Annotated in this window: 29 protein-coding genes; 14 read left to right on the forward strand and 15 right to left on the reverse strand. The window is 66.5% G+C overall.

The genetic code is table 11. The annotated features are described in order from the left end of the window. Window positions 1–10: 10 nt before the first annotated feature. Window positions 11–532 carry a cytochrome b gene (locus RHOSA_RS0117060; protein WP_027289632.1) on the reverse strand — a complete coding sequence of 174 codons (522 nt, stop codon included), beginning with the start codon at window positions 530–532 and terminating at the stop codon, window positions 11–13. 272 nt (window positions 533–804) lie between these two features. Between RHOSA_RS0117060 and RHOSA_RS0117070 the strand changes: the two genes are divergently transcribed. The 4 genes from RHOSA_RS0117070 to RHOSA_RS0117085 all read left to right on the forward strand — a co-directional run bounded on the left by RHOSA_RS0117070 (window position 805) and on the right by RHOSA_RS0117085 (window position 4860). Then, entirely contained in the window at window positions 805–1701 is an 897-nt protein-coding gene (locus RHOSA_RS0117070; protein WP_027289634.1) for a LysR family transcriptional regulator, read from the forward strand. A gap of 171 nt (window positions 1702–1872) precedes the next feature. Then, a complete protein-coding gene (locus RHOSA_RS24455) occupies window positions 1873–2865 on the forward strand; it encodes a copper chaperone PCu(A)C domain-containing protein (protein WP_051432259.1) in 993 nt (330 codons plus the stop codon). A 24-nt stretch (window positions 2866–2889) separates the two neighbouring features. Beyond that, window positions 2890–4098 carry an MFS transporter gene (locus tag RHOSA_RS0117080; protein WP_027289635.1) on the forward strand — a complete coding sequence of 403 codons (1209 nt, stop codon included), beginning with the start codon at window positions 2890–2892 and terminating at the stop codon, window positions 4096–4098. A gap of 108 nt (window positions 4099–4206) precedes the next feature. Beyond that, a complete protein-coding gene (locus RHOSA_RS0117085) occupies window positions 4207–4860 on the forward strand; it encodes an SCO family protein (protein WP_037256562.1) in 654 nt (217 codons plus the stop codon). 153 nt (window positions 4861–5013) lie between these two features. On the opposite strand, the gene xseA is transcribed toward RHOSA_RS0117085, so the two are convergent. Beyond that, window positions 5014–6576 (reverse strand): exodeoxyribonuclease VII large subunit, encoded by a 1563-nt coding sequence (xseA, locus tag RHOSA_RS0117090; protein ID WP_027289637.1) that lies wholly within the window; start codon window positions 6574–6576, stop codon window positions 5014–5016. 140 nt (window positions 6577–6716) lie between these two features. On the opposite strand from xseA, the gene purD reads away from it, so the two are divergent. Beyond that, entirely contained in the window at window positions 6717–8012 is a 1296-nt protein-coding gene (purD, locus tag RHOSA_RS0117095; protein ID WP_027289638.1) for a phosphoribosylamine--glycine ligase, read from the forward strand. Window positions 8013–8161: 149 nt separating this feature from the next. Further along, complete coding sequence (locus tag RHOSA_RS0117100) at window positions 8162–8401, forward strand: hypothetical protein (protein ID WP_027289639.1); 240 nt, start codon at window positions 8162–8164, stop codon at window positions 8399–8401. A 205-nt stretch (window positions 8402–8606) separates the two neighbouring features. On the opposite strand, the gene RHOSA_RS23220 is transcribed toward RHOSA_RS0117100, so the two are convergent. Then, window positions 8607–9461, reverse strand: a complete 855-nt coding sequence (locus RHOSA_RS23220; RefSeq protein WP_051432260.1) for a Crp/Fnr family transcriptional regulator — start codon at window positions 9459–9461, stop codon at window positions 8607–8609. A gap of 387 nt (window positions 9462–9848) precedes the next feature. On the opposite strand from RHOSA_RS23220, the gene RHOSA_RS0117110 reads away from it, so the two are divergent. Then, window positions 9849–10082 carry a hypothetical protein gene (locus RHOSA_RS0117110; RefSeq protein WP_027289640.1) on the forward strand — a complete coding sequence of 78 codons (234 nt, stop codon included), beginning with the start codon at window positions 9849–9851 and terminating at the stop codon, window positions 10080–10082. A 182-nt stretch (window positions 10083–10264) separates the two neighbouring features. On the opposite strand, the gene RHOSA_RS0117115 is transcribed toward RHOSA_RS0117110, so the two are convergent. Beyond that, window positions 10265–10735 carry a nucleoside deaminase gene (locus RHOSA_RS0117115; protein ID WP_215905015.1) on the reverse strand — a complete coding sequence of 157 codons (471 nt, stop codon included), beginning with the start codon at window positions 10733–10735 and terminating at the stop codon, window positions 10265–10267. Between the two features lie 276 nt (window positions 10736–11011). On the opposite strand from RHOSA_RS0117115, the gene RHOSA_RS0117120 reads away from it, so the two are divergent. The 4 genes from RHOSA_RS0117120 to rsmD are packed head-to-tail and all read left to right on the forward strand — an operon-like array spanning window position 11012 to window position 13663. Next, complete coding sequence (locus RHOSA_RS0117120; RefSeq protein ID WP_027289642.1) at window positions 11012–11449, forward strand: DUF3775 domain-containing protein; 438 nt, start codon at window positions 11012–11014, stop codon at window positions 11447–11449. 46 nt (window positions 11450–11495) lie between these two features. After that, on the forward strand, window positions 11496–12215 hold the full coding sequence (locus RHOSA_RS0117125) for a gamma-glutamyl-gamma-aminobutyrate hydrolase family protein (protein ID WP_027289643.1): 720 nt from the start codon (window positions 11496–11498) through the stop codon (window positions 12213–12215). 4 nt (window positions 12216–12219) lie between these two features. Continuing rightward, complete coding sequence (locus RHOSA_RS23225; protein ID WP_051432261.1) at window positions 12220–13122, forward strand: pseudouridine synthase; 903 nt, start codon at window positions 12220–12222, stop codon at window positions 13120–13122. Next, on the forward strand, window positions 13097–13663 hold the full coding sequence (gene rsmD, locus RHOSA_RS0117135) for a 16S rRNA (guanine(966)-N(2))-methyltransferase RsmD (RefSeq protein ID WP_027289644.1): 567 nt from the start codon (window positions 13097–13099) through the stop codon (window positions 13661–13663). The genes RHOSA_RS23225 and rsmD overlap by 26 nt, the downstream gene beginning before the upstream one ends. Window positions 13664–13711: 48 nt before the next feature. Here rsmD and RHOSA_RS0117140 read toward each other — a convergent pair whose 3' ends face one another. The 7 genes from RHOSA_RS0117140 to RHOSA_RS0117170 all read right to left on the reverse strand — a co-directional run bounded on the left by RHOSA_RS0117140 (window position 13712) and on the right by RHOSA_RS0117170 (window position 20242). Beyond that, entirely contained in the window at window positions 13712–13897 is a 186-nt protein-coding gene (locus RHOSA_RS0117140) for a hypothetical protein (RefSeq protein ID WP_027289645.1), read from the reverse strand. Between the two features lie 65 nt (window positions 13898–13962). Then, entirely contained in the window at window positions 13963–14127 is a 165-nt protein-coding gene (locus tag RHOSA_RS25250; RefSeq protein WP_156092792.1) for a hypothetical protein, read from the reverse strand. 306 nt (window positions 14128–14433) lie between these two features. Further along, complete coding sequence (locus tag RHOSA_RS0117150; protein ID WP_027289646.1) at window positions 14434–15423, reverse strand: adenosine kinase; 990 nt, start codon at window positions 15421–15423, stop codon at window positions 14434–14436. A gap of 125 nt (window positions 15424–15548) precedes the next feature. Further along, window positions 15549–16847, reverse strand: coding sequence for an adenosylhomocysteinase (gene ahcY, locus RHOSA_RS0117155; protein ID WP_027289647.1), 1299 nt, complete (start codon window positions 16845–16847; stop codon window positions 15549–15551). Between the two features lie 263 nt (window positions 16848–17110). Continuing rightward, a complete protein-coding gene (gene metK / locus RHOSA_RS0117160; RefSeq protein ID WP_027289648.1) occupies window positions 17111–18289 on the reverse strand; it encodes a methionine adenosyltransferase in 1179 nt (392 codons plus the stop codon). A 220-nt stretch (window positions 18290–18509) separates the two neighbouring features. Further along, complete coding sequence (locus RHOSA_RS0117165; RefSeq protein ID WP_027289649.1) at window positions 18510–19346, reverse strand: methyltransferase domain-containing protein; 837 nt, start codon at window positions 19344–19346, stop codon at window positions 18510–18512. 140 nt (window positions 19347–19486) lie between these two features. Continuing rightward, window positions 19487–20242 (reverse strand): class I SAM-dependent methyltransferase, encoded by a 756-nt coding sequence (locus RHOSA_RS0117170; protein WP_027289650.1) that lies wholly within the window; start codon window positions 20240–20242, stop codon window positions 19487–19489. Window positions 20243–21009: 767 nt separating this feature from the next. Here RHOSA_RS0117170 and serA point away from each other — a divergent pair. From serA to RHOSA_RS0117185, 3 genes are all read left to right on the forward strand, one after another. Beyond that, complete coding sequence (gene serA, locus RHOSA_RS23230) at window positions 21010–22620, forward strand: phosphoglycerate dehydrogenase (RefSeq protein ID WP_051432262.1); 1611 nt, start codon at window positions 21010–21012, stop codon at window positions 22618–22620. A 145-nt stretch (window positions 22621–22765) separates the two neighbouring features. Further along, complete coding sequence (locus RHOSA_RS0117180) at window positions 22766–23140, forward strand: hypothetical protein (protein WP_027289651.1); 375 nt, start codon at window positions 22766–22768, stop codon at window positions 23138–23140. A 67-nt stretch (window positions 23141–23207) separates the two neighbouring features. Then, window positions 23208–23759: an MOSC domain-containing protein gene (locus tag RHOSA_RS0117185; RefSeq protein WP_027289652.1), complete on the forward strand. Its 552-nt coding sequence runs from the start codon at window positions 23208–23210 to the stop codon at window positions 23757–23759. Between the two features lie 37 nt (window positions 23760–23796). Here the strand turns inward: RHOSA_RS0117185 and RHOSA_RS23235 are convergent, their stop codons facing one another. The 4 genes from RHOSA_RS23235 to RHOSA_RS0117205 form a co-directional block, all read right to left on the reverse strand. Further along, the gene (locus RHOSA_RS23235; protein ID WP_027289653.1) at window positions 23797–24231 is read right to left on the reverse strand and encodes a hypothetical protein; all 435 of its coding nucleotides are present in this window, start codon (window positions 24229–24231) and stop codon (window positions 23797–23799) included. Further along, on the reverse strand, window positions 24228–25127 hold the full coding sequence (locus RHOSA_RS0117195) for a substrate-binding domain-containing protein (RefSeq protein WP_037256572.1): 900 nt from the start codon (window positions 25125–25127) through the stop codon (window positions 24228–24230). The genes RHOSA_RS23235 and RHOSA_RS0117195 overlap by 4 nt, the downstream gene beginning before the upstream one ends. Window positions 25128–25246: 119 nt before the next feature. Then, window positions 25247–25582 carry an AzlD domain-containing protein gene (locus RHOSA_RS0117200; RefSeq protein WP_027289655.1) on the reverse strand — a complete coding sequence of 112 codons (336 nt, stop codon included), beginning with the start codon at window positions 25580–25582 and terminating at the stop codon, window positions 25247–25249. Then, window positions 25567–26280 carry an AzlC family ABC transporter permease gene (locus tag RHOSA_RS0117205; RefSeq protein WP_037256574.1) on the reverse strand — a complete coding sequence of 238 codons (714 nt, stop codon included), beginning with the start codon at window positions 26278–26280 and terminating at the stop codon, window positions 25567–25569. Before RHOSA_RS0117205 ends, RHOSA_RS0117200 begins: the two co-directional genes overlap by 16 nt. Window positions 26281–26312: the final 32 nt, after the last annotated feature.

A 26312-nucleotide genomic window follows, 5' to 3' on the forward strand; every position in this document is an offset into this window, starting at 1 on the left:
AGCGCGCCCATCAGGCCATCCGCTTGAGGGTCCCGTCTCGCACGACGAACTGGTGAACCAGCGCCATCGTGATATGTCCGACGACAAGGGCGCTCAGGCCCCAGGCCAACGGGGAGTGCAAGCTGCCCAGGCTCGCTGCCCACCCGATTTTATCGCCCTCGGCAATCAACTGCACACCGAAGGCATCCAGTCCGTAGCCACCTCCAAGCATCACGAGGATGCCGGTAATGGGCTGCAGAATCAGCAACACGTAGAGCAATCCGTGCCCAGCCGTGGCGAAAATGCCAGTGGTCCCGTTCTGCGGTGGGCGGTTCCGGCGCTGGCTGATCGTCCAGAAGGTCCGCAATACGATCAGCGCAAGCAACAGAACCCCGATGGACACATGCCAGGGGACAAGAACCTGCCCGACCCAGTGCTCGCCTTCGGCGATGCGGTCGCCGAACTTCAGAATTTGCCAGCCGATCAGCAGCGCCATCCCCCAATGGAAGGCTTTTGAGATAAGGCCGTACCCGGCAGCCGTATCTTTGATCATGCTCTCCTCCTCCTATGCGCTCAGCCCATGCTCTCGACAAGGCCACCTTCACCCCGCAGCACAGCGGCGGTAGTCGCGCTGGCTCGAGGCGAAGCGGCCCTGCTGAGATCGGCTATCGTGGACGCGTTCAACTCGACCATCGCGACCTCCTGGAAGGGGAGGGAGCGAGATATGGTCGTTTGGCACCCGAAATATTGAGCTTGCAGCTGACCAACAAAATGGCGAATATATTCTAACATTATCTATGCTACGTTCTTAATGATGAGACTAAGATGGATCTGGTCGATGGGCTGAGAGTGTTCGTCGCTGCGGCCGAGACGGGATCGTTCGCCGGCGCCGCACGCCGTCTGGCGATATCGAACAAGCTCGCATCCAAATACATCGGCGAACTCGAGCGGCGTCTTGGTGTTCAACTCTTTCAACGCACGACCCGCCGTCTGGGCATGACAACGGCAGGCGAACTCCTGATCGCGCGCGCCCCCGCCTGGCTGGATGCGCTCGACGAAATGACGGCTGATCTCCGCGAAGAAGGGGCCGGCCTTACCGGTACGCTACGGCTCGCGGCACCGGTGACGTTCGGTGAAATGTACGTGCAGCCAATGCTACTGCGGCTACAACGCGTGCATCCAGACCTGAAGGTCGACCTGCGTCTTTCGGATAGGCATATCGACCTTGCCTCGGAAGGTATCGATCTGGCGATCCGCATCGGGGAACTGGGGAATTCCTCCCTGATCGCGCGAAGGCTCGGCCGGAGCGAGGTGCTGCTGGTCGCTTCCCCGCGCTACCTGGAACAACACGGCGCACCCGAGACGCCGGCCGACCTAACGTCCCATCACTGCATCCGCGACAGCAACATGCTGGAGGACTCCAAGTGGCCCTTGTTCGAGAACGAAACGCCGCAATGGGTCAAAGTGAGCGGGCAGATTCGGGTCAACAGCGCCCGCGCTGCACGCAACCTGGCCGTCGCTGGCGAGGGTATCGCCTTCTGTCCGGATTACGCCGTCGCACCGGATCTTACGAGCGGGCAATTGGTCCGGGTTCTTGAGCGGGTCCGCACCCCCATCGTTGATATCAACGCCGTCTACCTAAAGAGCCACCACATCCCGCGACGCACACGCGCGACCATCGAATTCATGGTGCAGGAGGGGTTCGCCAGGCAGTTTCAGTAAGGGGGTGAGCGCGCCGTGCGGCACGTGCAGCACGGTCTTGGCCCGAAGTGGACATTGCCCTGAAGCTGTCGGGCATATAAGCATATGCTAAATCTACGCATACCCTTGCCAAACGCGCAGAGCTGACCACTCCTCTCGCCGCCATCATATGAACTCCGGGAGCCAATGAGAATGCGCAGGATCCTTGCCGCAGCGCTTGGTCTGACCTCAATCGTCGGTGTTGCGGCCTCTGCCACCGCGCACCCATCCGAACCAACCGTTCACATTGGCGACGCCTGGGCCACCGCACCGATCGGCGCGGCGAAGAACGGCGGAGCGTTCATGACCCTTTACAATATCGGAGAGGGAGACGCCGAACTGACAGGCGCGGCGAGTGCGTCCGCCAAGCGTGTGGAACTGCACCGCTCCTCGATGGAGGACGGCGTGATGCGGATGGCGCCGGTGGATCGCCTCCGAATCCCGGCACACGGCCACACCGCCCTGCGCCCCGGTGGGTATCACGTGATGCTCATCGGCGCCGGCGGTCTCGAGGTCGGCGACACCTTGGAATTGACCTTGCAGTTCGCCCAGTTGCCCGACCAGACGCTCACCGTGCCGGTCGTTCAGACGGGTACGACGCCAAAGGCCGTGCGCCAGCAGGTCCTGGTGCCGATGCACCAGATCACGGCCGACGGCCAACAGGCCCGGATCGGCACACTGGCCTTGCGCGCGCATCCCGGTGGTCTGCTTGCGGTCCCGCTGCTGCAAGGCCTGCAACCGGGCCCGCACGCGATGCACCTGCACACGCAAGGGGACTGTGGTTCGACAGAACGCGACGGCGAGCTGCGTCCGGGTGCGGCGGCCGGCGGGCACTTCGACCCGGACGAGACGGGCCGCTATGACGGGCCGTATCGGAACGGGGCGCGCGGCGACATGCCCAACTTGTACGTTGAGGACAACGGCACCTCGACGATCCCAGTCCTGGCCCCAAGGTTGAACCTGGAGGACGTTCGGGGCCGCAGCATCATGATTCACGCCGAACCTGATCGCTACGGGCCACGGCTGCCAGGGGCATCAGTCCTGAATGGCGGCGGCAGGCCGTCGGACCACGGTCATGGCGACACCCAGGACCACGAACATCACGGCGGCCTGCGCATGTACTGCGGCATCGTACCGGATGCCTGACTCGGGTCGCGCATCGCCACCGGCATGACCAGCCCAGCCCGCGTATGGTCGAACGTCGCGACCCTGTCCTTGTGCCAGGGTCTGGCGATGAGTGCCTCGGCGCTCGTGGTCACGGTGACCGCGTTGGTCGGGCGCCAGCTGGCACCCGACGCAGGGCTCGCGACCCTGCCGCTGGGATTGCAATACCTGACGATGACCCTGGCCGCCGTCCCGATCGCCCGCAGCATGCAGCGGTTCGGGCGCCGGCTGGGGTTTTCGTTGGGCCACGGCGCCGGAGTCGCGGGCGGGCTGGCCGGCTGCGAAGCGGTTCTGACGGCCGACTTCGCACTGTACTGTCTGGCATCCGTTCTGATCGGCCTGTACGTCGGCCATTCCTTCCACCACCGCTTCGCGGCGGCGGAGACCGCGGACACGGTGCGATCGGTCGACCGGGACCGCGCGCTCGGTCTCGTTCTGGCGGGCGGCGTTCTGGCCGCCCTGGCGGGCCCGCAGCTCGCGGCTTGGTCGAAGGACCTGTTCGCACCGGTGACCTTTGCCGGCAGCTGGCTGGCGGTGTCCGGGCTCGCGGGGCTCGGCCTGGTGGTCGTACAAACCCTGGAGCTTCCGCAAGCAGCGGTCCCCGGAAGGCGGGCTAGCTGGAGCCAGGCCCGCCGGCTGCTTCGCCGGCCCGCGTTCGCGCTCGCAATGGCCGCGGCGGCGGTGGCGTACGCGGCGATGAACCTGGTGATGACGGTGACACCGGTTGCGATTCTGGACTGCCACCTGCCCTTCGCGGCGGCGGCGTTCGTTATCCAGTGGCACGTGTTCGCCATGCATGCCCCATCCTTCTTCACGGGCGACCTGATTCGCCGGTTGGGCGCACGCCTGGTCATGGGCGCCGGGGTGGCTTTGATGACCGGCAGTGCGGCCATCAATGCTACCGGGATCACGCTGCCGCATTTCTTGGGCGCGCTCGTGCTGCTGGGGGTCGGCTGGAACTTCCTGTTCGTCAGCGCGACCGCGCTGCTTGTGCGCAGCTACACACAGGAAGAGGCGGCCATCGCACAAGGCGTCAACGACACGGTCCTATTCGCCACGATCGCGGTCTCGGCGCTGGGCGCCGGCTGGCTTTACGACCATTTCGGCTGGATCGTGTTGAACGCCGCAATCCTGGTTCCGCTCCTGGTCGTGGCAGCCGGCCTGACGGTGATGGGCCGGCCGTCGCAGGCAGTGCCAATCCGGGCCGACGACTGAAACATCCCGATGCGCTGGCATGACGCAGGGCTTGGAGGCAAACCGCCGACGCGATAGCTCGGGGCTAGGTTAAGTCTTGAAGCCAGCCAACTCTTGAAGAAGGTCAGAATGTCTACGTTGCGCCGAAGCTTGTTGGTCGCGGTCGCCGTGGCCGCCGTCCTCGCCGCGGCTGTCGCCGCATGGACACTCGCGCCCGGCTCCGACCAAGAGCGGAGCGCTTCAGGATCGGCCGCGATCGGCGGGCCGTTTGAACTGGTCAACACCGCGGGCGAGACGGTAACGCCCGAGGACTTCGACGGCCGCTATCGCCTGATCTATTTCGGCTACACCTACTGCCCCGATGTCTGCCCGAGCTCGTTAATGGACATGAGTCGGGCACTGGACCGGCTGGCGGAGACCGCGCCGGCGAAAGCGAAACGTGTCGTCCCGATCTTCATCACCATCGATCCGCAGCGCGACACGGTCGAGGTGATGCGGAACTACGTCGAGAACTTCCATCCGCGCATGGTCGGGCTTACGGGCAGCGAACAGCAGGTCAAAACGGCAGCCGACGCCTACCGCGTCTACTACGAGAAGGTCTCCCCCGAGCAGTATTACGACAGCGAGGCCGCCGCGGACCGTAGCGACGCCGACTACCTGATGGCCCATTCCTCCTACATCTTCCTGATGGGGCCGGACGGTGAGTACATCACGAACTTCAAGTTCAAGCAGACCCCTGCCGAGATCGCTGAAGGGCTCGCCCAGCATGTCGAGCCACAGTAAGGGAGATGAGCCGGCCGCCCCGCTGCAACGGCCGCTCTTGGCGCCCTGACTGGTCATCATACACGCGCTCGCATGCAGCCGCTGTGGGATGGAGCGCTACCGCCTCACGCGGACGACCGCGATGTGCCCCCCACTGTTGGCGCACGCTAGCGCCTACAAGAGCGACCCCTGCCCGTCGCCGCCCGGCTTGCTCTCCGTCGGCTTGCCGCGCGGTTTGGCGGTTTTCTTAACCGGTTGAGTCTGATTTGGCGTGGAGGTCTCCGCCGGTGACGAGGGCGCGGGGCCGTCGCCCGGCCCCGCCACAGCCGCGACGCGGGCATCGGCGAAGGTGATGTCCAAGTGCTGGCCGGCCGAGATTTCGTGGGCGCGGGTGGCGACCTGACCATCGGCATAGACCACGGCGAAGCCGCGCTGCAGCGTCGCCTGATAGCTGTAGCCTTCCAGCAGCCGCCCCAGTTCCTCCGCCCGCTGGCGTGCGTCGCGGACGGTGAGGTCGGTCGCCTGCGCCAACCGCCGGTCAGCGTCCAGGCCGTCGAAACGGTCGCGGACACGCTCGATCCGGCGACGGCCGGCGGTCGCGACGCGCTCGCCCAGATTGTCGAGGCGTTCGCGTACCTGGGCGATCCGCTGGGTCGGCGTGGGCAGGCGCAGGCCCAGGTTGTCCGCGCTCTCCCGGCGCTGGCGCAGGAACCGGTCGCCCGACCCGTCCAGGCGCGCGGACAGGTCGTCCAGGGACTGCCAGGATTCTTCCAGCTTGCGCTTGGGATCGGGCAGGCCACGGGCCAGCCCTTCGAGGTGGGTGCGCCGGTTCTCTAGGCTACGCGTCGCCGCCCCGATCAGCCGCCGCTCGAAATCGGCGACCAGGTTCACCAACTCGCTCTTCACCGGCACCGCGATCTCCGCCGCGGCCGTCGGCGTGGGCGCACGCCGGTCGGCGGCGAAGTCGATCAGGGTCGTATCGGTCTCGTGCCCGACCGCGGAGATCAGCGGGATCTCGGAGGCCGCCGCGGCGCGCACCACGGCTTCCTCGTTAAAGCCCCAGAGGTCTTCCAGGCTGCCGCCGCCACGCGCCACGATCAGCACGTCCGGCCGCGGCACGGGCCCATCCTTCGTCAGCGCGTTGAAGCCCTGGATCGCGGCGGTGACCTGCGGCGCGCACGCCTCGCCCTGTACCGACACCGGCCAGACCAGCACGTGACGCGGGAAGCGATCGGCCAGACGGTGCAGAATATCCCGGATGACCGAGCCCGTGGGCGAGGTAATGACGCCGACGACGCCCGGCAGGTAGGGCAGCGGGCGCTTGCGTTCCTCGGCGAACAGCCCTTCGGCGGCGAGCTTTTTCTTGCGCTCCTCCAGCAGCTTGAGCAGCGCGCCCTCGCCCGCCATCTCCAGCGAGTCGACGATGATCTGGTAGCTCGACTTGCCAGCGTAGGTGGTCAGCCGACCGGAGGCGATCACCTCCAACCCGTCCTCCGGCAGCATCGCGAGCTTCTGCTTCATGCCGCGGAAACAGACGGCGTCGAGCACCGCGTTCTCGTCCTTCAGCCGGAAGTAGACGTGGCCGCTCGCCGGAAAACTGGGCCGCGAAATCTCGCCGCGCACGCGCACCCGCTCGAACGCGCCTTCGACCGTTTTCTTCACCGCCTGGCCGAGCTCGGTGACGGTAAAGATCGGCTGGTTGTCGCCACGCGGGTCGGCGTCGGACTCGAACGGCATGGCTTGGGAACGGGCGCGCGGGTCTGTCATGGGATCATTTCTATGCTAGACGGCCTGCGTTTGACAAAACCGGCGTGTGCACGGGCCAACTCCGCCCGCGCCCGAAATCGGACGCACGAGATGAGAGAACGAGATAGGTCATGAAGATTCTGGTTGTCGGCGGCGGCGGCCGCGAGCACGCGCTGTGTTGGGCGCTCGCCGCCTCGCCGCTTTGCGACGAACTGTACTGCGCCCCTGGCAACGCCGGCATCGCGGAGGAAGCGACCTGCCTGGAGATCGCCGCGGACGACGTCGACGCCCTGGTCAAGGCCGCGAGCGACAAGGCGGTCGACCTGGTCGTCGTCGGACCGGAAGCGCCCTTGGTCGCGGGCCTGGTCGACGCGCTGGAGGCCGCTGGCATCCGGGCCTTCGGGCCATCCAAGGCCGCCGCCGAGCTGGAGGGCTCCAAGGCGTTCGCCAAGTACCTCTGTGACCAGCACGGTATCCCGACCGCCGCCTTCCAGCGCTTCACCGACCCCGCCGAGGCCAAGGCCTACGTCGCCAGCCAACCGCTGCCGATCGTGGTCAAAGCCGATGGGCTGGCCGCCGGCAAGGGCGTGACCGTCTGCCAGAGCCACGCCGAAGCCGAGCGCGCGATCGAGGAAGCGTTGGTCGACAAACGCTTCGGCGCGGCCGGCGACAGCGTGATCGTCGAGGAATGCTTGACCGGCCAGGAAGTCAGCGCGTTCGCCCTGGTCGACGGCGACACCGCGCTGATGCTGCCGTGCGCGCAGGATCACAAGGCCGCCTACGACGGCGACACGGGCCCCAACACCGGCGGCATGGGCGCCTACTCCCCAACCCCGCTGGTCGATGAGGCGACCGCCGAGGTGATCCAAAGCACCATCCTGCAGCCGACCGTCGACGCGATGAAGGCTGAGGGACGGCCCTTCAAGGGGCTGCTCTACGCCGGGCTGATGATGACGCCGGACGGGCCGAAGGTGCTGGAATACAACGTGCGCTTCGGCGACCCCGAATGCCAGGTGCTGATGATGCGCCTGATGTCGGACCTGTTGCCGGCACTTCTGGCGGCATGCGACGGCGTGCTGGACAGCTTCGACATGCGCTGGTTCGCCGAAACGGCCGTCTCCGTCGTGCTGGCCGCGCGCGGCTATCCCGGCAGCTACGAAAAGGGCGAGGCGATCGGCGGGTTGGAGGCACTCAAGGAACTCGACGACGTGATCGCCTTCCACGCCGGCACCAAGGCCGATGGCGACGGAACGGTCCGCTCCAACGGGGGGCGCGTACTGACCATGACCGCGCTCGGCGGATCGATCGAGGAGGCACGCCAGCGCGCCTATACCGCGATCGACCAGATCGACTGGCCGGGCGGCTTCTGCCGTCGGGATATCGGCTGGCACGCGCTCGGCAAGCTGACGATCGAGACGGAGGACTAAACCGTCCGCACGGCATGCCGCCATCTGACGCGAACGCCCTTAGCTCCTTACACGTGAGGCGTGACTCGGTCGGCGAAATCGGGCACACTGTGACTTCGGGCTCGAAAGCGCCCGAGGGACTTCCCCGTCAAACGCTTGGGAGGTGCACGATGAAAAGCCTGATCGCCGCCACCGCCATCGTGGCCCTTGGTGCGACCAGCGCCGCGGCCTGTGGCTGGAAAAGTGCCGATACGCTCGCCGACCTCGACGTGAAGAGCGACACGCAGCAGAGCGCGATGCAGTCGACCCCGGTCACCGCGCCAAAGGGAGCGGACGCCAAGTCCAAGGTGTCCCGCGAGCGTCCCCAGCTTGCTGCCGATCCGCGCGCCGAGACCCTCCCCGAAAACTAGCGGCTCGCGTGCCCCCGCCCGGCCCTACGCAGTCGCCGGGCACAACTTGCTGCCTCCCTCTTCCCCCGCGCACGCCTGGCGCGGGGGCTTTTATGGGTAGCTGCGGCCTCTGTGGGTGCGCCGATCTGCGCGGCTGTCTCCAGCGCCGCTCGATACATCCTCCCCCACCGCTAACGGGCCGCCCCTACATCAAACCGGCTGGGCATCAAAGGCGGCTGGGCAGCTTGGCCAATTCCGCGTCCAGGTCCTTCGGCATGGTGTGCTGCCGCAGGTAGTCCTCATCGAACCCAGTCACGGCGCACAACTGAACGCTGTCCAGGATGGTCACGGATTCCCGCTTTACGGCCAACAGGCCTTCGGCAGCGAGCTGGCGCAGCGTGCGGTTCACGTGCACCACCGAAAGGCCAAGCGTGTCCGCGATCACGTTCTGGGTCAGGGGCACATTAAGGTGAGTCGCATCGGCAAGCCCGCGCATCTGTAAGCGGGCCCGCAGCTCTAGAAACAGGTGCGCCACCCGCTCGCGCGCCGACCGTCGGCCAAGACTGACCATATGTTCGGCCAGGACTTCCTGCTCGCCCATAACAACCCAGATCATGGCGGCCGTCAGGCGCGGCGACCGCACGGCCACCGCGAAAACGTCCGTGGGCCTGAACGGAACGACTTCAAGCTCGCTTAGCGCCGTGACCGCGCTTACAGCCGGCGGGGAAATGCCCCCGAACAACCCGACCACGTCCCCCGGTATCAGGAACGACAGAACCTGCCGCCGGCCATCGGACAGCGTTTTGTACCGCGCGGCCCAGCCCCGGAGAACGATATAACCTTCCGGCTTGTGTCTCCCCTGGGCGACCAAATCGGCACCACGGCGTACCCGGCGACCGGATTGGTACACCGCATCACCCAGGGCCTGTTGCTCCCGGTCGGAAAGGGTGGCGAACGGCGTCAACCTCTTGAACAGTGCCTGCGCACCCGGCGACGTTATCGTGCTTTCCATCGGCTTGTCTGGACGCTCCCAACGCACGGCCGCAGCGACCCGGCTTAGCGTCACAATCTTCCCGGGCATTCATATAGCGACCCGTGGAATCGGCGGAATCCCATGCCCGTCACGCCGATCAAACCCAACTTCCACGTGAGTTTGACAGAAGTCGCACTTCCTTAAAAGCCCAACGCTGGCGGGCATTTTCGGCGATATCGAAACTGCCGTTCATGTTCACGGCCTGCTGCCATGATTTTGTTGAATTTCTCGTTTTCTTGCTTTGTGTTGGCGATTTTTGCGGCGCAAAAGGCATACAATTTGATTGTCGATCCTGCCGGAAACCCAAAACAGGCATTTGACCGGGAATAACGGCCAAAGTTCGCCGTTAGCAAACCGCGGGCTCGACCGCCGCACCGGTTGCCGATCTTCCGCGATCGGTACGCTGCGGCACCAGACCGAGGGGAGACCACCTGAATGCTAAGTGAAGGCCAACGCTTCGCGCTACTCGATCACCGCGGACGTCGCGTAGAGGAATGGGAGGTTGCAGCGATCTACCGCGCGCGCGGCGTGCGCACCCGCGCCACCCTGATCGATCCGGATGACCAATTCCGGCAGCTAGAGCTGGCTGCCGACGACCTGTCCGACCGCCGGCGCTTCCGCCCGGTCCCGGCGATGCTTCGGCATCGACCGCTGACCAAGGCTGTTTGAGCGACGGCTTCCTGCGGCCGGCCATCCCCCCGGCCGGCCGCAGCGCTTTTCCGCATGAGCATCGCCTGCGAAGGCAACTCTGAGCGAGGTTGATCGGGAAGGCATCCAGTCGCGCTGTACAACAGCCCGGACCAACCTCACCCATCATCGGAAGAAGCCCAAAAAGGCCACGTCGGGCGCGGCTACCGTCGGGTGCGGAAAAAATCTTCCAACAAGGCGGCGCAGGCGCGCTCGTCCAGACCGCCGATCACCTCCGGACGCCAGTTGCACTGCGGCTGGTCGAAGACGCGGGCGCCGTGCTCGACGCCGCCGCCCTTGGGATCGTAGGCCCCGAAATAGACCCGGCGGATTCGTGACAGCGCCAGCGCCGCCGCGCACATCGCGCACGGCTCCAGCGTGACGTAGAGGTCGCAGTCCTCCAGCCATTTGTGTCCCAGCGCCCGCGTCGCCGCCCGGATCGCCAGCAGTTCGGCATGCGCGCAGGGATCGCCGTCAGCTTCCACCCGATTGTGCGCTTCGGCAACGATCTCGTTCCGGTCGCCCGAAACCACGACCGCGCCGACGGGCACCTCCCCCATCGCGGCGGCCTGCTCGGCCAGCGCGCGGGCGCGGCGCATCGGCGTCTGCTGGGTCGCGCTCTGCTGATGGGTCATGGGGCTGATGGGTCATGGGGATGAAAAACGTATCAGACTCTTGGCGCGGGAGACGGCAAGCTCCCAACTATAGCGATATTAGCTGACACCCTCAGCGGCCCCGTTCCCGAGGTCAAGCGGTCCAGCTGTACCGTTCTCATGAGGTGCGTCCATGCCGCATTCGCACGGCATGTTGATCTGGGGGACGAAAGCCGCTAGCACCCGGAATTCGGGGGACGATCCGGGCGTCCCGCCGAACACGCCAATCGACCACGTGACAGGCAGGGAGCGCGCGCCATGCTGGATACCGACCTCGAGACGATTTGCTGGCTGATCGTCAAGGTGCGCGAATTCGAGGTGGACGACTCGATGCCGACAGAAGCCGCCGACGACGACAGTACGCTCGCGCCCGACCCGCAAGAAACCGACGAGGAACTGGGAGAATCGGACGAGGTCCGCGCCCAGGACGACCCGATCTACGCCGAGGCGAAGCGCGTGATCGACGAGCTGAACGAGGACGCGCAGATCGAGCTGGTCGCACTGACCTGGCTCGGCCGCGGCGACTACACCGGCCCGGACGAGTGGCAGGAGGCCGTCGACGAGGCCACCAACCGCCACGCCGAGATCAACGCCGCGGAGTACCTGCTGGGAAATCCGCACGTCGCCGACTACCTGGAGGAAGGTCTGAGTCAGCTCGGCCTGTCCTGCGAGGGCACCGACGCCTTCTCGATGTAGGCTTTTGTCACCGCCGCCGTTCCCCGCCGCATAAAGGCCCGCAGCCATGTCGACGCGCCCCCTGATCGGTCTTTCGCTGGACAGCGAAGAGGCCGGCGGCTGGTCCAAGATGCCGTGGTACGCCCTGCGGCAGAACTACTGCACGGCCGTCGCCACCGCGGGCGGCCTGCCGGTCGCGCTACCGCACGAGGCGGAGGCCGCCGAGGCCTATCTCGACAAGCTGGACGGCCTGGTGATCACCGGCGGGGCGTTCGACGTCGACCCCAGCCTGTTCGGCGCGGACGCCAAGCACGAGACGGTCAAGACCAAGGACGCGCGCACCCGCTTCGAGCTGGCGATCCTGAAGGGCGCGCTGGCGCGCGACCTGCCGATCCTGGGGATCTGCGGCGGGCAGCAACTGCTGAACGTCGCGCTCGGCGGCACGCTGATCCAGCACATCCCCGACAGCGTGCCGGACGCGCTCGCCCACGAGCAGCCGAACCCGCGCACCGAGGCCGGGCACAGCGTGACCCTGGTCAAGGGCACCCGCCTGCACGCGATCTGCGGGGCGGACGAACTGCAGGTCAATTCCGCTCACCATCAGGCGGCCGCCGACGTCGGCGACGGCGTGGTGGTCAATGCCTGGGCCCCGGACGGCGTGATCGAGGGGATCGAGGCGCCGGACCGCCGGTTCTGCATCGGCGTGGAGTGGCACCCGGAATTCCACATCTCCGAGGGCGACGCCCGGATCTTCGACGCCTTCATCCAGGCCGCGCGGGACGCGTAACGCCATGAGCGACAAGACGGACGAGACTCGCGCCTCCGGGAATGCGGGGGCCCAACGGGTCGCCAAGCTGATCGCGCGCGCCGGCGTGTGCTCGCGGCGGGAGGCCGAGCGGCTGATCGAGCAGGGCCGCGTCGCGGTCGACGACGAGACCCTGACGACACCGGCCGTCACGCTCGACGATCCCCAGCGGATCACAATCGACGGCGAGCGTCTGCCGCAGCCGGAGCCCACGCGCATCTTCCGCTTCCACAAGCCAAGCGGCGTGGTCACGACCGAGCGCGACCCCGAGGGCCGCAAGACGATCTACGACATCCTGCCCCCGGGACTGCCGCGGCTGATGCCGGTCGGCCGGCTCGACCTGACCTCCGAAGGGCTGCTGCTGCTGACCAACGATGGCGCGCTCAAGCGCAAGCTGGAGCTGCCGGATACCGGCTGGCTACGGCGGTACCGGGTGCGCGTGTTCGGCGAGCCGGACCCCGAGCAGCTTGCGACCCTGCAGCAGGGCATCACGGTCGACGGCGTGCGCTACGGCGCGATCGACGCGCAGGTCGACACCACCTCGGGCGCCAACACCTGGATCACCGTCTCGCTACGCGAAGGGCGCAACCGGGAGGTCCGGCGGGTGATGGAACACCTCGGCTACCGGGTGAACCGGCTGCTGCGCGTCGCCTACGGTCCCTTCCAGCTCGGCTCGATGAAACGCGGCGAGGTCCGGGAGGTGCCGCCCAAGGTATTGGCCGAGCAGTTGGGCCTGGAGCAGTCGCCGGCACGCAAGACCGGCACCGCCAAGGCCAAGGCGCCCAAGAACGCACGCAAACCGGACAAACCGCGCAAGCCGGCGGGCACGCCATCCGACCGCCAGACCAAACAGGGCAAGCCACATGCGCATCGTCGCCGGACGTCATAGGGGCCGCCCGCTAAGCGCCCCCGCGGGCGAGCAGACGCGCCCGACCAGCGCGCTTACCCGGGAGTCCGTCTTCAACATCCTGACCCACGGCAAGTTCGCCGCCGACGGCGACCCGCTGCAGGGGGCGACCGTGCTCGACGGCTTCGCCGGTGCCGGCGCCAACGGGCTGGAGGCCTTGTCGCGCGGCGCCACGCACGCCGTGTTCATGGAAAGCCAGGCGGCTGCGATCACGGCTCTGCGTGAGAACCTGAGCGCGCTGGACGAACATGCCAACGCCACGGTGGTGCACGGCGACTGCCTGCATCCCGCGCGCGCAAGCCGGCCCTGCGAGGTCGTTTTCCTGGACCCGCCTTACCGCCAGGGCATGGCGCCACCCGCCCTGCGCGCGCTCTGGTCCAGCGGCTGGATCGCGGCCAACGCGCTGGTGGTGGTCGAGTTGATGAAGACCGAAGACCTGAGCGTGCCGGAGGAGTTCGCGGAAATCGATACCCGCAAGTACGGCAAGGCGAAGGTCATATTCCTGCGCGCACCGGCGGGGTGAGACCAGCGTCAGGGCGCTTGCGCGCCGCGTTCAACAAATCGCGGCGCGCTAAGCGGCGTCTGGTTCAAGCACCCGCTCGGAAACCCGGCGGACGAGCTGGGTCTGAAGGCGACGGATCGCGGCTTCAAGGGCGGTGACATCAACGGCGTTCTGCCGGCCGTATTTGCGCACGCACGCGAGTGCCTCGTCGAGCTTCGCGGTCGTCGCGTCGGGAGTCTGCATACGGTTGCTCATGGGTAATTCCTCTCTGGCCTCTGCCACTTGGGGGCGTGTGCCGACGGTAGGGTGCGCGGCGGCGATCAGGCTGCCTGGGGCTGAGAAGCGGTGGTCGCCGGCGTGCCGTGCGCCCCGTCCAACGTCTCGATCAGCGCGATCAGCTCGCGGAGCTCGCGCGCACTTTCTGGATCCTCTTCCGCAGCGGTGCGCAGGCGGTCCACGGCGAGCCAGAGGTTGATGTTCTGCATGGCGGCACGTCTCCCTTTCTGGGTGACAGAGGTCGTCCAAACGACCGTTTCGACGCCTTCCACCCTCTCGCACCGCCCGTGAAATACCGATTCAATTTTTAGATTGTCGCATTGCACAAAACTATTTCTACAGAATTCGAATGTAACTTTTCCACGCATCACCCAAGGGATACGGGCCTGGGCGGCGCCCCGTCTTATCGAGACCAAGTGACACTTTGTCGCAGACAAGAAAAACCCGGCATCGGGACACCCCAATGCCGGGTTCAAAAACGGCGGCAGGAACCGCCGGCGCCAGTCAGGGACCGTTTACGCTGCCTTTTGCAGCAGCGGCTTGATGTCCTTGCGCGGCCGGGCGCCCAGGTGGGCGATCGCCTCCGCCGCCAGACGGGCGCCAAGCGCGCCGCTGTCGGCATGCGACCAGCCGTGCGTGACGCCGTAGAGGAAGCCGGCGGCGTACATGTCGCCCGCGCCGGTGGTGTCCTCCAGCTGTGCCGGCTTGACCGCCGCGACCTCGGTCGTCTGGCCGCCATCGACCACGATCGAGCCGTTCTCGCTGCGGGTGACCACAGCGATCAGACCATCACGCTTCAGCCATTCGACCGCCGACCAGACATCGCCGGTCCCGGCAAGGGTCTTGGCCTCTTCCTCGTTGGCGAGCAGGATATCGAGACCGTCGTCGAGGACCTTGCGGAACTCCTCAAGATGACGCTCGACGCAGCCGGCGTCCGACAAACTCAACGCCGTCTTGGTGGCATGCTTGCGCGCCGCCGGCAGGGCGAGATGGCAGGCCTCGTTCGCCTGCGGGCTGTCGAACAGATAGCCCTCGAGCAGCAGCACCTCGGCGTCCGCGATCAGGTCGTTGTCGACGTCGTCCTTGGACAGCGTGATCGCCGCGCCCAGCGAGGTGTACATCGTGCGCTGGGCATCCGGGGTCACCGCGACCAGCGAACGCGCGGTGGTCATCTGCCCGTCCGCACGGTCGGCCTGGAAGGTGACGCCGTTGGCCTTCATGTCGTGGGCGTAGACCAGGCCCAGCTCGTCGTCGGCGACCTTGCCGATGTAGCCAGTCTTGGCCCCCAGCGCGCCGAGCGCGGCGACGGTATTGCCGACCGACCCGCCGGAACACTCGATGCCCGACGGCATGGCCTGGTATAGCCGCTCGGCCGTTTCTTCGTCGCCGAGCTGCATGCCGCCCTTGGTCAGGCCGTGCTTCTCCAGGAAGCTGTCCTCGACGTTGACCAGCACGTCGACGACCGCGTTGCCGATCCCGACAACCTTGTAGTTCTTATCGGCCAAGGTTGATCCTCCCTTGTCGAATGGTCTCTCGCGCAGCTAGCGGCTGCCCGTTCGATAGGCGTCGCGGCCCCTCCCTCCCCCTCAAGGAAGCGGGAGGGGCCGCGTCTCCGCCGCGCCGGGCGCGCTTAGTAGCGGTAGTGGTCGGGCTTGAAGGGACCGGTCTTGGGCACGCCGAGGTACTCGGCCTGCTGCTCGGTCATCTGCTCCAGCTTGACGCCGATCTTGGACAGGTGCAGCGAGGCGACCTTCTCGTCCAGGTGCTTGGGCAGCACGTAGACGTCGTGCTTGTAGTCCTTGGCGTTGTGCCAAAGCTCCATCTGCGCCATCACCTGGTTGGTGAAGCTCGCCGACATCACGAAACTCGGGTGGCCGGTGGCGTTACCCAGGTTCACCAGGCGGCCCTCCGACAGCACGATCAGCCGCTTGCCGTCCGGGAACTCGACCTCGTCGACCTGCGGCTTGATGTTGTCCCACTTGAAGTTCTTCAGCCCGTCGATCTGGATCTCGTTGTCGAAGTGGCCGATGTTGCAGACGATCGCCCGGTCCTTCATCGCCCGCATGTGGTCGACCGTGATCACGTCGACGTTGCCCGTCGCGGTGACGAAGATGTCGGCCAGCGGCGCCGCCTCCTCCATCGTCGTCACCTCGTAGCCTTCCATCGCCGCCTGCAGCGCGCAGATCGGGTCAACCTCGGTCACCATCACCCGGCAGCCCGCGTTGCGCAGGCTCTGCGCCGAGCCCTTGCCGACGTCGCCGAAGCCGGCCACCAGCGCCCGCTTGCCGGCCATCATCACGTCGGTGCCCCGGCGGATGCCGTCGACCAGGCTCTCACGGCAGCCGTAGATGTTGTCGAACTTGCTCTTGGTCACGCTGTCGTTGACGTTGATCGCCGGGCACAGCAGCTCGCCCTTGCGCGCCATCTGGTACAGGCGCGCCACGCCCGTCGTGGTCTCCTCCGACAGCCCCTTGACCTGCTCCTTCAGCAGCTCCGGGAACTTCTCGTGCATCATCGCGGTCAGGTCGCCGCCGTCGTCCAGGATCATGTTCGGACGCCAGCCGTCCGGACCCACGATCGTCTGCTCGATCGCCCACCAGAAGCTGTCCTCGTCCATCCCCTTCCAGGCGAACACCGGCACCCCGGCCGCGGCTACCGCCGCCGCCGCCTGGTCCTGGGTCGAGAAGATGTTGCACGACGACCAGCGCACTTCCGCGCCCAGCGCCGTCAGCGTCTCGATCAACACCGCCGTCTGCACCGTCATGTGCAGGCAGCCCGCAATCCGCGCCCCCTGCAGCGGCTTGGCCGCCCCGTACTCCTCGCGCAGCGCCATCAAACCCGGCATCTCCGTCTGCGCGATCTCGATCTCCTTGCGACCCCACTCCGCAAGCTTGATGTCCGCTACCTTGTAGTCGGTGAATTCCTGCATTGATGGCCTCCAATGACCTGATCTGTCGTCTCCGGCGAGAATCGCCTGCGCGCAATCACCGCCCGGGCGACTGTCGGCACCGGGGCGCGCGGGGCGCCGGAGGGATGTTCACGTGATTAAGCGTATGCGTCGTCTCGAAACCGGCCGCGGCCCGGGGCCTGCCGGCCGACTGCCCAATCCTGGATCGGCTGAGCAAAAGACCATCCCCGCGCCGAACCTCCCGGGATCGGCGGCGGGGATGGTTGGTCGCCGTTCAGCAGTACTTACTGCGCGGCGTGGGCCGGCGCCTCGGCGCGCAGCGCCTCGACACGGTCCTTCTTCTCCCAGGTGAAGTCGTCCAGCTCGCGACCGAAGTGCCCGCCGCTGGCGGTCTGACGGAAGATCGGACGCTGCAGATCGAGCATGTTGACGATGCCCTTCGGCCGCAGGTCGAAGGTCTCGCGGATCAGTTGCTCGATGCGGCGCTCGGGGATCTTCGCCGTACCCTGAGTGTTGACGTGGACGCTAGTCGGCTGCGCCACGCCGATGGCATAGGACAGCTGCACCTCGCAGACATCGGCCAGACCGGCCGCGACCACGTTCTTGGCGACGTAGCGCGCGGCGTACGCGGCGGAGCGGTCGACCTTTGTCGGGTCCTTACCGGAGAAGGCGCCGCCGCCGTGCCGGCCGATCCCGCCATAGGTGTCGACGATGATCTTCCGACCCGTCAGGCCGCAGTCGCCGTGCGGACCGCCGACCACGAAGCGCCCGGTCGGATTGACCAGGAACTTGGTGTCCTTGGAGATCATGTCGGTCGGCACGACCGGCTTGATGATCTCCTCGATGACACCCTCGCGGATCGTCTCGTAGTCGACCTCGTTGTCGTGCTGGGTCGACAGCACGACCGTGTCGATCGCCTTCGGGATGTCGTCCTCGTAGATCACCGAGACCTGGGACTTCGCATCCGGACGCAGCCAGTCGAGCTGCTTCTTCTGGTAGGCCTCGGCCTGACGCTCGGTCAGGCGGTGCGAGAGCTGGATCGGCATCGGCATCAGCTCGTCGGTCTCGCGGCAGGCGAAGCCGAACATCAGGCCCTGGTCACCCGCGCCCTGGTCGAGGTCGAGGCCGGAGCCCTCGTCGACGCCCTGCGCGATGTCCGGGCTCTGCTTGTCCAGCGCGATCAGGCAGGCGGCACTGGTGCCGTCGAAACCGAGCGCGCTGTCGGTGTAGCCGATGTCGCAGACCACGTCGCGGGCGAGCTGCTGATAGTCGACCTGCGCGGTCGTGGTGATCTCGCCGGCGAGCAGGATCAGGCCGGTGTTGACCAGCGTCTCACAGGCAACGCGGGCGCCCTTGTCCTGCTTCAGGATCTCGTCGAGCACCGCGTCGGAGATCTGGTCGGCGATCTTGTCCGGGTGGCCCGGACCGACAGACTCGCTGGTGAGGATGTAGCCTTCAGACATGAAGTGCTCCTTTGCGTTGGCGTCTTGCGCGCTTGGTGGCAGCGCCCGATCGCGGCGGCCCAGATGATGAACCGCACGCGCCGAACGGCGCCGAGCGCGCTACGTTTGGCGACACGCCCCAATACGCCGCGCCCTCCCGGGGACGCGCGAACGCGCCCGGCCAGGAACCGCAGCCTAGGGGGAGCGCCGCGCGCCCCGGCAGGCGGCGTCGTTCCGCCGCTTACTTTCGGGCGATGAAGTATTCCCAGCCGATCTTGCCGGCGTTGGCGCTGTCGACCCAGTACTGCAGCTTCTGCGAGGTGTCGTCGACGCGCTCCTTGCCGATGCGCGGCTCGAACTCGTCGCGGCGCTGCTCGAGCTGGGAGCGTACCCAACCGTAGGTCGGGGCCACGTTGGACGACCAATCCTCGTGACGCTCGATCGTGAAGCCGATGTCCTTGAGCGCCTCGACGTAGTGATGGCCGTCCCACATGTCCGGGCTGTTCACCCGCGAATAGATGACCTCGCGGTCCTCTTGCGGAGTGCCGTCACGCACCAGCAGGTCGGTCATCACCAACTTGCCGCCCGGCTTGAGGACCCGATAGGCTTCCTCCAGCACCTTCCGCTTGTCGACGGCGTGCAGGAACGCTTCCTGCGACCAGTAGTAGTCGAAGGTGTTGTCCTTGTACTGCAGGTCGTGGAAGTCGGCCCACTCGAAGCTGACCTTGTCTTCCAGGCCCTCGTCACGGGTCAGCTCGCGGCCCCAGTCCAACTCCTTCTCGGAGATGTTCGAGGCGACCACGCGCACGCCGTAGTTCTTCGCCAGGAAGCGGGCGAGCGCGCCATAGCCGCAACCGACGTCCAGCAGCAGCCCCTCGGGCTTCAGCTCGACCGGGTCGGCCTGCTTGACGTTGGAGCGGTGCATCGCGGTGGGAAGATCCTCGGTCTCGGGATCCTCGAAGTAGCCGATGTGGACGTTCTCGCCCCAGATATCGCGGTAAATCTCGTCCGCGGGACCGTCGTAATAGGCCTTCGTCGTCTCGACGATATCGCGGATGCTTTGAGCGGCTTCCGCCATGATCTCAGCCTCCCTTTACCCTGTCTCGTGGGCCGTCCGCGCCAACACCTGGGCGGTGGAACACCCCCGGTGCGCGCGGCCCAACCTATGCCGAAACGGCCCGCCGCACCGTGGTGCGTCGCGGGCCGTGGACGGGTGGCTTAGTGGCGCGGCTTGCGACCAACGACCTGCAGGAAGTCGACGTTCTCCGGATCGTACTTCTTCTCGAAGTCGCCGTAGCTGTGGAGCTCGGTGAAGCCCGCCTCGTCCATCAGGCTGCGCATGTAGGACTGGCGCAGCGGGAACATGGTGAGGTGGAACTTGTTGCCATCCGGATAGCTGTACTCGAAGCGCACCATGTCGTCCTGGATGATCACCGGACGGGCGTCGACGCCGCTGCCGACGTAGTAGTACTGGTGCTTGCTGTCGTAGCCGTGGTCCAGAATCTTATCGTAGTTGCGGTGGTCGATCACCGCGATACCGCCCGGCTTGAGGACGTTCAGCATGGCCTCCAGCGAGCGCCGACGGTCGTCCTCGTCGAACAGGTGCGTGAAGGCGTTGCCCAGGCATAGCAGCGAATCGAAGCTGTTGTGCGCGAACACCTTGTCCAGTTCACGCCAGTCGACGGTCTTGGCGTCCTTCAGGGTGACGTCCATCTGCCGGGCGTTTTCCTTGGTCTTTTCGACCATCGCCTCGGCGCCATCGGCGGCGGTGACCTCATAGCCCTGGTCGGCCAGGATGACAGCGTGGAAGCCGGTGCCCGTGGCAATGTCCGCCACGCTCTTGCAGTTGTATTGATCGAGCAGGCCTTCGAAGAAGCCATCTTCGCCCTTCGCGCGGCCTTCCCAACCAATCAGCTTGTCCCAGCGGTTCACGAAGTCGTCGGTGTATTCACGCTGATAGGTTTCGCTTTCCATAATCGCCTCCAGCTTTTTTGCGCTATTGACCATTTTCTTTGGCGATATGCCCGGGAGCGCCTTCTGTGCTGCGCCGCACACGTTGGGGCCGAACGCGCAGGTTCGCCCCGCCCCCGGTCGCCAGTATTGTTTTGTTTTTATGTCATCACGGCGTGCGAACGTGGGCCTTGCCCCTAATCGCCGCACCTCCGTCGCGGCTGAGTGCCGCTTTCGTGTGCGTCACCATTGAACGGTGTTTTTTCACATTTTCAACCACATTTTCACGCTATCGGTTGAAGCCTTATCTAAGACCGTATTTTAGCACGGTTTTTTTGGATACTTTTAACCTATATTTCCACTCCTTAGACCCGCCGCTCGGGCGACAGTCGCCGCAGAGCAACATAAGTTGTTCAATAGCGACCGATTGTTTGGTATCTACGTCATCGGGCGGCGAAGGTTCCCTCTCCACACGCAGCGGAATACTGGCCGCCGAACAAGACAGAAACTGGACCGTCTGGCATCGCGATCCGCAGGGTCGTGCCGTGACCCCACGTCCACATAGACCGTGAACGACCGTTATTGACGGGAAAGCGACATCGAGGCGACGCGATATCGATATCGCGCCAGCAGGCGCCGGGAAGCGGAAAAACCAATAGCGCATCGGCGACGGGACGATGCCGCACCGCGTGCCCAAGCTACGGCTACAGACGCAAAAGCGCGCGAAATCATCGGCGCCCAAGGTTGCTCCACGGGGTAGGCGCCGCCATCGCAGAACCAAGGAGGGGCTCATGCCCAAGGTACTGATCGCCGACAAGCTGTCCGAAAGCGCAGTGGAGGTGTTCCGCCAGCGTGGCGTGGACGCCGAGATCGCCACCGGTCTCAGCCCGGAAGAGCTGAAGAAGAAGCTGCCGGGCTTCGACGGCCTGGCGATCCGCTCCGCCACCAAGGTCACCAAGGAGATCCTGGACGCCGCCCCCGACCTCCGGGTGGTCGGCCGCGCTGGCATCGGTGTCGACAATGTCGACCAGGAGGCCGCGACCGCCCGCGGCGTGGTGGTGATGAACACCCCCGGCGGCAACGCAGTGACCACGGCCGAGCACGCGATCTCCCTGATGCTCGCGATGGCGCGGCGAATCCCGCAGGCCGACGCCTCCACCAAGGCCGGCAAGTGGGAGAAGTCGAAGTTCCAGGGCGTCGAGGTGACCAACAAGACCCTCGGCCTGGTCGGCTGCGGCAACATCGGTGCGATCGTCGCCGAGCGCGCCCGTGGCCTGCGCATGAAGGTGATCGCCTACGATCCCTACCTGACCCAGGAGCGCGCCCGGACGCTCGGCATCAAGCGTGTGGAGACGCTCGACGAGCTGTATGGACAGGCGGACTTCATCACCCTGCACGTGCCCAAGACCGACGAAACCACGGGCATGATCGACAAGGCGGCGATGCAGAAAATGAAACCGGGCGTGCGGATCATCAACTGCGCGCGCGGCGGTCTGATCGTCGAGCAGGACCTCGCCGACATGATCCAGGACGGTCATGTCGCAGCGGCGGCGATCGACGTCTACGACGAGGAGCCGGCCAAGGCGAATCCGCTGTTCGAGCTGGAGAACACGGTCTGCACGCCGCACCTGGGCGCCTCGACGTCCGAGGCACAGGAGAAGGTCGCCGTGCAGGTCGCCGAGCAGATGGCCGATTACCTGACCACCGGCGCAGTCTCCAACGCCCTCAACATGCCGAGCCTGACGGCCGAGGAATCCGAGCACCTGGGCCCTTACATGACGCTCGCCGACCAGATCGGCTCGTTCGCCGGCCAGTTGACCCGCAGCGGCATCTCCAGCATCAAGATCGAGTACGAGGGCACCGTTGCCGGCCTGAACACCCGCCCCATCACACAAAGCGCGCTGGCCGCGCTGCTCCGGCCCGTGCTGGCGTCGGTCAACCTGGTCAACGCGCCCGTGGTGGCCCGCGAGCGCGACATCGAGGTGTCCGAGGTCAAGCACGAGCGCGACCACGACTACCAGACGCTGGTCCGGGTCAGCGTACAGTCGGAAAGCGGCAGCCACAGCATCGCCGGCACGCTGTTCGGCGGCGACAAACCACGCCTGGTGGAAATCAACGGCATCGCCGTGGAAGCCGAACTCGGCCCGCGCATGCTATACATCTCCAACGAGGATAAGCCGGGCCTGATCGGCGACGTCGGCAATACGCTCGCCGAATCGGGCATCAACATCGCGACCTTCCACCTCGGCCGGGCAGAACGCGGCCGCGACGCGCTGGCGCTGATCGAGGTGGACGACGACGTCGCCCCGTACGTCGTGGAGAAGCTGAGCAAGCTCCCCGCGATCCGCGACGTGAACGTCTTCCGGCACCCGCAGATCCAGCTGGCCGAGGCCGCGGAATAGCGGCCGGCACGCTTGTGCCGGGCGACCCGAGCCCCCCGGTCGCGGCCCTGCGGCCGGGGGCGTTCTCGTTTGTGCCACCGAACGCGACTCCCGATCCCGGCGTTGGCGTTCACGACCGAGGACGACCGAAAGGACCGATTCTGGCATGAGCCGACACGACGTCTACGGCCGCCGCTACTGGTCCGTCTCAATCTACCAGGCGCGCCTTCTGTTCTTCCTGCCGGCGGACTACGTCACGCTGCGCGAACTGAAAGACCGGGCCGAGAAGGAAGGCGGCCTGTCGCTGAAGAAACTCAATTGGGAAAAGCTGCACGTCCTGGGCCTGCTGGAAGTCGACCGCACCACCTGGTCCTGGGTGATGGTGCGCCAGGGGCCGCTGTGGCGGGCGTTCTGGGACGCACTCGACATTCACCCCGCGGCCGACGACACGGACATCAGCGAACAACTCCGCCATCTGGATAACCTGTTCGCCGACGCCTCCCAGAACACGATCTCCCTGCCCCACCTGACGGTCGAGTGACCCTAACGTCGCCCGTCATCGAACGGTCGCTTGCCGCGCCGCACCGCCCACCGCGATACTGCGGTCCATGGACAGTTCGCATGCGCGTGTAGCAGCGGTGGCGGCCGCCCCAGGGCACAACTTCAGCAAGCAGCGCCTGGCCGCGATCGAGCTGGTCGCAGGTTTCGGCGTGGCCGGAGACGCCCATGCGGGGGCGACAGTCAAGCACCGCTCCCGGGTCGCCCGCGACCCCGATCAGCCCAACCTGCGGCAGGTGCACCTGATCCATGTCGAACTGCTGGACGCGCTGAACGCCCGCGGTTTCGACGTGGCACCAACGGCCCTGGGCGAAAACGTCACCACCCGCGGCATTGACCTGCTGAATCTGCCGACCAGCACCGTGCTGCGCCTGGGCGCGCACGCGGAAGTCGAGATCACGGGGCTGCGCAACCCCTGCCGCCAGTTGGATAGCTACCGCAGGGGGCTGATGCAGGCCGTGCTCGACCGCGACGGCGCGGGCCAACTCGTCCGGCTTGCCGGCGTGATGGCCGTCGTGCGGACGGGCGGCCTGGTCCAACCGGACGACGCCATCGCCCCCCGCCTGCCCGAGCGACCGCACCGGCCATTGGAACCGGTGTGACGCCGCGAAAAGACGTTGCGGTTTCACGAAACCGACGTTACCGGCCGCGCCCGCACGCCCAATCCAGGGTCTGGGTGCTACGCGGGGCGATCGCCGGACCGATTCGGCTCATACCGAGCATCAACTGCACGTCCCGCCCCACGACCCCGGCGACATCGTCGACCGTGCGATTGCCGTCGCGACTGGCAAAACGGGGCTGGCGCGGACGCACCACGATCGGCGCCGACTGGGCGACCCGCCGGCCGGTCTCCGGGTCCAGGCGATAGAGCGCGATCCGTTCGCCCGTCGCCCAGTCGACCGCACCGTCCGTCACCAGCAACAGCCGGTCGGAACGGAAGGCGAGGCTGCCGGGCTCGACGAAATAGCCCCAGCCCGACCAGCAGGCCGCGCGGGCCAGGACGGGCGACGCGCCCATGGAGAGCCCAGCGGCGAGCAAACAGGCCAACAGCATGAGCCCGAAGACGCGGGTCATGGCGCGTTGTACCGCACCGTACCCAGGCCGGAGATGTCGTAGCCGCCCAGACGTTGCGCCCGTTCGGCAAACGCCGACGTGCGCGCGAAGGTCATCAGCGTCTGGACCGCCGGGCCGAAGTAATCCCGTCGGGCCATCAGCAGATCGAAGCGCTCGACCATCAGCGGCACGAAGGCGAGTTGCAGGCTGCGCGCCACCGCCTCCACCGCCACGCCGGCGCGCGCTCGGCCCTCCAGGATCGCCAGCCCCAGATCCATCTCGCTGCGCGCCGTCTCCGCGACGAACGCGAGGTCGCCGGGTGCCAGCCCCGCCTGTCCGGCCAGATAGTCAAGCAGCAGGCCGCTGCCGGATTCGGCCTGGCGCCGGGCAACCGGCAGACGCCGGTCGGCCAGGTCACTCAAGCCTGCCACGCCGTCGGGATTGCCGGCTGGCAGCACCAATCCCTGGGTACGCTGGGCCCATTCGATCAGTACCGCATCCGCGGGCGCGCCCGTCTCCTTGACGTTCGGGAGGTTGAACGCACCGTCCGGGTCGCTGTCGGCAAGGTCGGCATGGAACAGGTGCAGGCCGGCCAGCCGCGCCGCGCCTTCGTTCAACCGCTTCAGCCCGTCCAGGCTACCGCCCGGCAGCAGCGCCAGACCGCAGCCACTTTCCTTGACCGCCCAGTCAAGCAACGGGTCGTGGCTGCCAGCGACCACCGGCGGCGTCTCGCGCGCGCTCGCCGGCGCCATCTCCAGCTGTTCGGCGATCCAGCGGTCGATCAGGGCGCGCGGGAACAGCCACTTTCCGGTCGCCCGGGTACAGGGGATCGCGCGTTGACGGACCAACTCATAGACCCGCCGTTCCTTGATCCGCAGATAGTCGGCGACCTCGTGGGTGGTCAGGTAGTCGTACACGTCCCGTCCGCCTCATGTGATCCGGTTGCTCAATGCCGCGCGGGCCAGTTTCCGCACGATGCCACAACATGCGCCCTGGGCCACACGACGTTTGGGGGTGCCTGGCAAGGCACCATCCCTCACCCCAGAAACGCGATCCAGGCGCCATAGATGGCCGCGCCGGCCAGCGTCGGCAGTACGAAGCCGCCGGCCACGCGTTTAACCGCGATCACGCCCGCAAACGCGACGGCCGCGCCCGCCGCCCCGGTCGTGCCGGTCTGCTGGACGGCGCCCCAGACGGACACCACAAGCAGCCCCATGATCGCGGCCGGCCCAATCGCCCGCAGAAAGCCCTCGAAGCGGGGGTGATCGCCGGCGAGCTGGCCCCGGGTGCTGCGCAGCCACATCGGGCCCAGACGCATCAAAAAGGTCCCGATCCCGCAGAGAATGATCGTCAGGGCTACGCTCGTGTCCATACCGACCTCTGGAACAGGCCGCACGCGGCCCCGGCCAGCATGCCGATCGCCAAGGCTGCATTGGCCGGCAGCATTGTCATCGAAACCACCGTGGCGATCCCGGCTACTCCGATCGGCCCACGGTGAGCCTGCACCCCGAGATCCAGAAGCAGGCTCAGGAACAGCGCCGGCAAGACGAATCCAAGCGCTTCGCGCAACCACACCCAGTCCGCCGGCACCAAGCCGCCCAGCTGGCTACCAAGCAACGTGCCCACGATCCAGGCGGTATAGGCACCGATCCACAGGCCCGTCACCCAGACGTCCCGGTCGTCCTCCACCACCTGGCCCGAACGGGCAACCGCGGTCGCCATCACCTCGTCGGTCAGGCCGAATGCCATCACCGCCAGCGGCACCCGGCTGGGACGGCCGCCCAGGCGGTCCAGCACGGTGGGCCCGTAGAACAGATGCCGGGCATTGATCAGCCAGATCGCCGGCACGGCGGTCAACGGCCCGCCCCCGGACGCGAGCAGCGCCACCAGCAGAAACTGACTGGCCCCGGCGAACACCACCGCCGAGATCAGAAAGGCCGCCAGCGGGGACAAGCCAGCCTGGCTCGCCGACAAACCGAACGAGAACGCGATCGGCAGGTAGCCGGCCGCAATCGAGGTGCTGGCCCATAGCCCGCGCGCGAACGGCCGCAACGCCGAGCGCCCGGTCATGCGGCGGATCCCCGGAAGATGACAATGCGGAC

The sequence above is a fragment of the Rhodovibrio salinarum DSM 9154 genome, from assembly GCF_000515255.1.
In the GTDB taxonomy this organism is placed as follows: Bacteria; Pseudomonadota; Alphaproteobacteria; order Kiloniellales; family Rhodovibrionaceae; genus Rhodovibrio; species Rhodovibrio salinarum.

Coding starts and splice junctions, on each gene's coding strand:
- RHOSA_RS0117060 (WP_027289632.1), bottom strand. CDS start 532: ATGATCAAAGATACGGCTGCCGGGTACGGCCTTATCTCAAAAGCCTTC.
- RHOSA_RS0117070 (WP_027289634.1), top strand. CDS start 805: ATGGATCTGGTCGATGGGCTGAGAGTGTTCGTCGCTGCGGCCGAGACG.
- RHOSA_RS24455 (WP_051432259.1), top strand. CDS start 1,873: ATGCGCAGGATCCTTGCCGCAGCGCTTGGTCTGACCTCAATCGTCGGT.
- RHOSA_RS0117080 (WP_027289635.1), top strand. CDS start 2,890: ATGACCAGCCCAGCCCGCGTATGGTCGAACGTCGCGACCCTGTCCTTG.
- RHOSA_RS0117085 (WP_037256562.1), top strand. CDS start 4,207: ATGTCTACGTTGCGCCGAAGCTTGTTGGTCGCGGTCGCCGTGGCCGCC.
- xseA (WP_027289637.1), bottom strand. CDS start 6,576: ATGCCGTTCGAGTCCGACGCCGACCCGCGTGGCGACAACCAGCCGATC.
- purD (WP_027289638.1), top strand. CDS start 6,717: ATGAAGATTCTGGTTGTCGGCGGCGGCGGCCGCGAGCACGCGCTGTGT.
- RHOSA_RS0117100 (WP_027289639.1), top strand. CDS start 8,162: ATGAAAAGCCTGATCGCCGCCACCGCCATCGTGGCCCTTGGTGCGACC.
- RHOSA_RS23220 (WP_051432260.1), bottom strand. CDS start 9,461: ATGCCCGGGAAGATTGTGACGCTAAGCCGGGTCGCTGCGGCCGTGCGT.
- RHOSA_RS0117110 (WP_027289640.1), top strand. CDS start 9,849: ATGCTAAGTGAAGGCCAACGCTTCGCGCTACTCGATCACCGCGGACGT.
- RHOSA_RS0117115 (WP_215905015.1), bottom strand. CDS start 10,735: ATGACCCATCAGCAGAGCGCGACCCAGCAGACGCCGATGCGCCGCGCC.
- RHOSA_RS0117120 (WP_027289642.1), top strand. CDS start 11,012: ATGCTGGATACCGACCTCGAGACGATTTGCTGGCTGATCGTCAAGGTG.
- RHOSA_RS0117125 (WP_027289643.1), top strand. CDS start 11,496: ATGTCGACGCGCCCCCTGATCGGTCTTTCGCTGGACAGCGAAGAGGCC.
- RHOSA_RS23225 (WP_051432261.1), top strand. CDS start 12,220: ATGAGCGACAAGACGGACGAGACTCGCGCCTCCGGGAATGCGGGGGCC.
- rsmD (WP_027289644.1), top strand. CDS start 13,097: ATGCGCATCGTCGCCGGACGTCATAGGGGCCGCCCGCTAAGCGCCCCC.
- RHOSA_RS0117140 (WP_027289645.1), bottom strand. CDS start 13,897: ATGAGCAACCGTATGCAGACTCCCGACGCGACGACCGCGAAGCTCGAC.
- RHOSA_RS25250 (WP_156092792.1), bottom strand. CDS start 14,127: ATGCAGAACATCAACCTCTGGCTCGCCGTGGACCGCCTGCGCACCGCT.
- ahcY (WP_027289647.1), bottom strand. CDS start 16,847: ATGCAGGAATTCACCGACTACAAGGTAGCGGACATCAAGCTTGCGGAG.
- metK (WP_027289648.1), bottom strand. CDS start 18,289: ATGTCTGAAGGCTACATCCTCACCAGCGAGTCTGTCGGTCCGGGCCAC.
- RHOSA_RS0117165 (WP_027289649.1), bottom strand. CDS start 19,346: ATGGCGGAAGCCGCTCAAAGCATCCGCGATATCGTCGAGACGACGAAG.
- RHOSA_RS0117170 (WP_027289650.1), bottom strand. CDS start 20,242: ATGGAAAGCGAAACCTATCAGCGTGAATACACCGACGACTTCGTGAAC.
- serA (WP_051432262.1), top strand. CDS start 21,010: ATGCCCAAGGTACTGATCGCCGACAAGCTGTCCGAAAGCGCAGTGGAG.
- RHOSA_RS0117180 (WP_027289651.1), top strand. CDS start 22,766: ATGAGCCGACACGACGTCTACGGCCGCCGCTACTGGTCCGTCTCAATC.
- RHOSA_RS0117185 (WP_027289652.1), top strand. CDS start 23,208: ATGGACAGTTCGCATGCGCGTGTAGCAGCGGTGGCGGCCGCCCCAGGG.
- RHOSA_RS23235 (WP_027289653.1), bottom strand. CDS start 24,231: ATGACCCGCGTCTTCGGGCTCATGCTGTTGGCCTGTTTGCTCGCCGCT.
- RHOSA_RS0117200 (WP_027289655.1), bottom strand. CDS start 25,582: ATGGACACGAGCGTAGCCCTGACGATCATTCTCTGCGGGATCGGGACC.
- RHOSA_RS0117205 (WP_037256574.1), bottom strand. CDS start 26,280: ATGACCGGGCGCTCGGCGTTGCGGCCGTTCGCGCGCGGGCTATGGGCC.